Source organism: uncultured Rikenella sp. (assembly GCF_910577125.1).
Taxonomy (GTDB): domain Bacteria; phylum Bacteroidota; class Bacteroidia; order Bacteroidales; family Rikenellaceae; genus Rikenella.
On the sequence record NZ_CAJTMN010000173.1, the window covers coordinates 1 to 2,572 of the forward strand.

General features: G+C 57.5%; 3 protein-coding genes. 2 read left to right on the forward strand and 1 reads right to left on the reverse strand.

The window, feature by feature from the left end; genetic code table 11:
• Positions 1-171 precede the first annotated feature (171 nt).
• A complete protein-coding gene (locus tag QZ292_RS10265) occupies positions 172-294 on the reverse strand; it encodes a hypothetical protein (RefSeq protein WP_294601236.1) in 123 nt (40 codons plus the stop codon).
• Positions 295-485: 191 nt separating this feature from the next.
• Between QZ292_RS10265 and mraY the strand changes: the two genes are divergently transcribed.
• Positions 486-1,736 (forward strand): phospho-N-acetylmuramoyl-pentapeptide-transferase, encoded by a 1,251-nt coding sequence (gene mraY / locus QZ292_RS10270; RefSeq protein WP_294601238.1) that lies wholly within the window; start codon positions 486-488, stop codon positions 1,734-1,736.
• Positions 1,737-1,781: 45 nt separating this feature from the next.
• Positions 1,782-2,501 carry a zinc metallopeptidase gene (locus tag QZ292_RS10275; protein ID WP_294601239.1) on the forward strand — a complete coding sequence of 240 codons (720 nt, stop codon included), beginning with the start codon at positions 1,782-1,784 and terminating at the stop codon, positions 2,499-2,501.
• The last annotated feature ends 71 nt before the right edge of the window (positions 2,502-2,572 follow it).

The following is a 2,572-nucleotide window of genomic DNA, read 5'->3' on the forward strand; positions in this document are numbered from 1 at the left end:
TGTAAGTTGTGGGTAGGGCGATGCTCTTGCGACTCGAAGAGTCGCGCGGGCCGGAGCCTCCCTCCCCGGGAGGGACGCACAGCGTCTTTTACTGGCAGCCTCTACCCCAGATCACTCCCGGGCGTCCGGCCGCAACGGGGTAGGGTAGAGGCTGTCTTAGGGTAGATTCGGCTATTTCGGAGTGCCCGTCGGCACCGTTTCTTCCGAGAGGCAACGCAACTGAAGACCGCGGCTGCGGTAGTGTGTAGACTGAGGGTTAAGCCCTATCGTGTAGAGGTCTGTACACCAAGCCACATAGAGGTTTTCCGAACGGCAATAAGATGACGACCAACTATAACCGCTATTCCCGACAAACTTCAATAGCCCGTCGTGGTATTCGCGGCAGCCCGGGGCGGGCTGTTTCGACAGAAAGTTAATCGTTCCGGCCGTGACGAAAAGCCCGCCGGAATCATTATCTTTGTCCAGGAAATAGCGAGAAAGAGTCCATGATTTATCACATCGCCGAATACCTCGACCGGACCATCGACCTGCCCGGTGCCGGGATGTTCAACTACATATCCTTCCGATCCGCCCTGGCCATCGTCGCATCGCTGCTCATCGGGATAGTTTTCGGAAAATACATTATCCGGCAGCTCCAGCGGCGCCAGATCGGCGAAGAAGTGCGAAACCTCGGACTCGAAGGCCAGCTCCAGAAACGCGGAACCCCGACCATGGGCGGGCTCATTATTCTGGCCGCAATCCTCATACCCGTTCTTTTGTTCGCCGACCTCACCAACATCTACGTCCAGCTGATGCTCGCCACCACAGTTTGGTTGGGGCTGCTCGGCTTTCTCGACGACTACATCAAAGTCTTCCGCAAACGGAAAGAGGGACTGAGCGGGCGGTTCAAGATTTTGGGTCAGGTGACCCTCGGGATTATCGTCGGCACCACCATGTGGGTCAGTCCCCAGATCGTCTCGCGCGAGCCCGCCGCCCGTCAGCAGGCCGAAGCCGAACGCGTCGTGACCAATGACCTGGGGAACCGTCGCACCGTGCTCTATCTGACCCCCCCTGAGAAATCGACCGACACCACCGTCCCCTTTTTCAAAGACCGCACCCTGGACTACCGGAACCTGATCCCCGTCGACGGGAAATGGGGCGATACGCTCGGTTGGCTGCTCTATATTTTGGTCGCCACCTTCGTTATTACCCTCGTCTCCAACGGCGCCAACCTCACCGACGGCTTGGACGGCTTGGCGGCAGGCGTTTCCGCCGCCATCGGCGTCGTGCTCGGGATACTCGCCTACCTCTCCGGGAACGTCATCTATTCCGAGTATCTGAGTATCATGAACATACCCGGCTCGGGCGAACTGCTCGTCTTTGCTGCCGCATTCGTGGGCGCTTTGCTCGGATTCCTGTGGTACAACTCCTTCCCCGCGCAAGTGTTTATGGGCGATACCGGTTCACTGGCCATCGGAGGGATTATCGCCGTCTTCGCTCTGCTGATCCGGAAAGAACTCCTCTTGCCGATTCTTTGCGGCGTGTTCATCGTCGAGAGCTGCTCCGTAATCATCCAGGTTTTTTGGTTCAAATACACCAAACACCGGTACGGCGAAGGTCGTCGCGTTTTTCTGATGGCCCCTCTGCACCATCACTACCAGAAAAAAGGCTACTTCGAAGTCAAGATCGTCACCCGCTTCTGGCTCGTCCAGCTGTTGTTGGCCGCCATTACGCTGATGACCCTCAAAATACGATAACGACCACTCGACACGTTTTTATAACCAAACCATACACCATTTACCATGACACTGCTGACCGCTTCCTCCTCCTATTTCTATTCGATGGGGCCCGAGTTCCTGCTCATTATCGCCATCGGGATCGTCGGTTTTATCGTTCAGGCCCGTTTGCAGAGCGTATTCAACAAATATTCGAAAGTTCCTTTTGCCGGCGGGATGACCGGCTGTGAAGTAGCCGAAAAGATGCTGCGCGACAACGGCATCACCGACGTCCGCGTGACCCACGTGGCGGGCGAACTGACCGACCACTTCAACCCGGTCAATAAGACCGTGAACCTCAGCGACTCGGTCTATGAGAGCAACTCCGTTGCCGCCGCAGCCGTTGCCGCGCACGAATGCGGCCACGCCGTGCAGCATGCCGAGGGATATGCCCCGCTCAAACTGCGTTCGGCCTTGGTTCCCGTGACCAGCTTTTCGTCCCGGTTCGCGATATTTTTCATTATCGGCGGCATCATACTGGCCGGGATGACCAACAGTTTGGTGCTGTTCTGGATCGGTATCGGGATGATCGCCGTATCGGCCCTGTTCAGCATCGTGACCCTGCCGGTGGAATACAACGCCTCGCAGCGGGCGCTGGCCTGGCTCGAAAACGAGCAGATTCTGACCTCTCAGCAGCAGAACCAGGCTCGGGAAGCCTTGACCTGGGCTGCCCGGACATATCTGGTAGCCGCCCTGTCCGCGATTGCGACCTTGATCTACTACATCGGCTTCGCCCGACGCGATTAGGGCGCTGTGTCTACCTGCATGGAACCGTACCTTTTCTGAAGAACCGAGCGGCGTTACGCGAGCAGAGACCG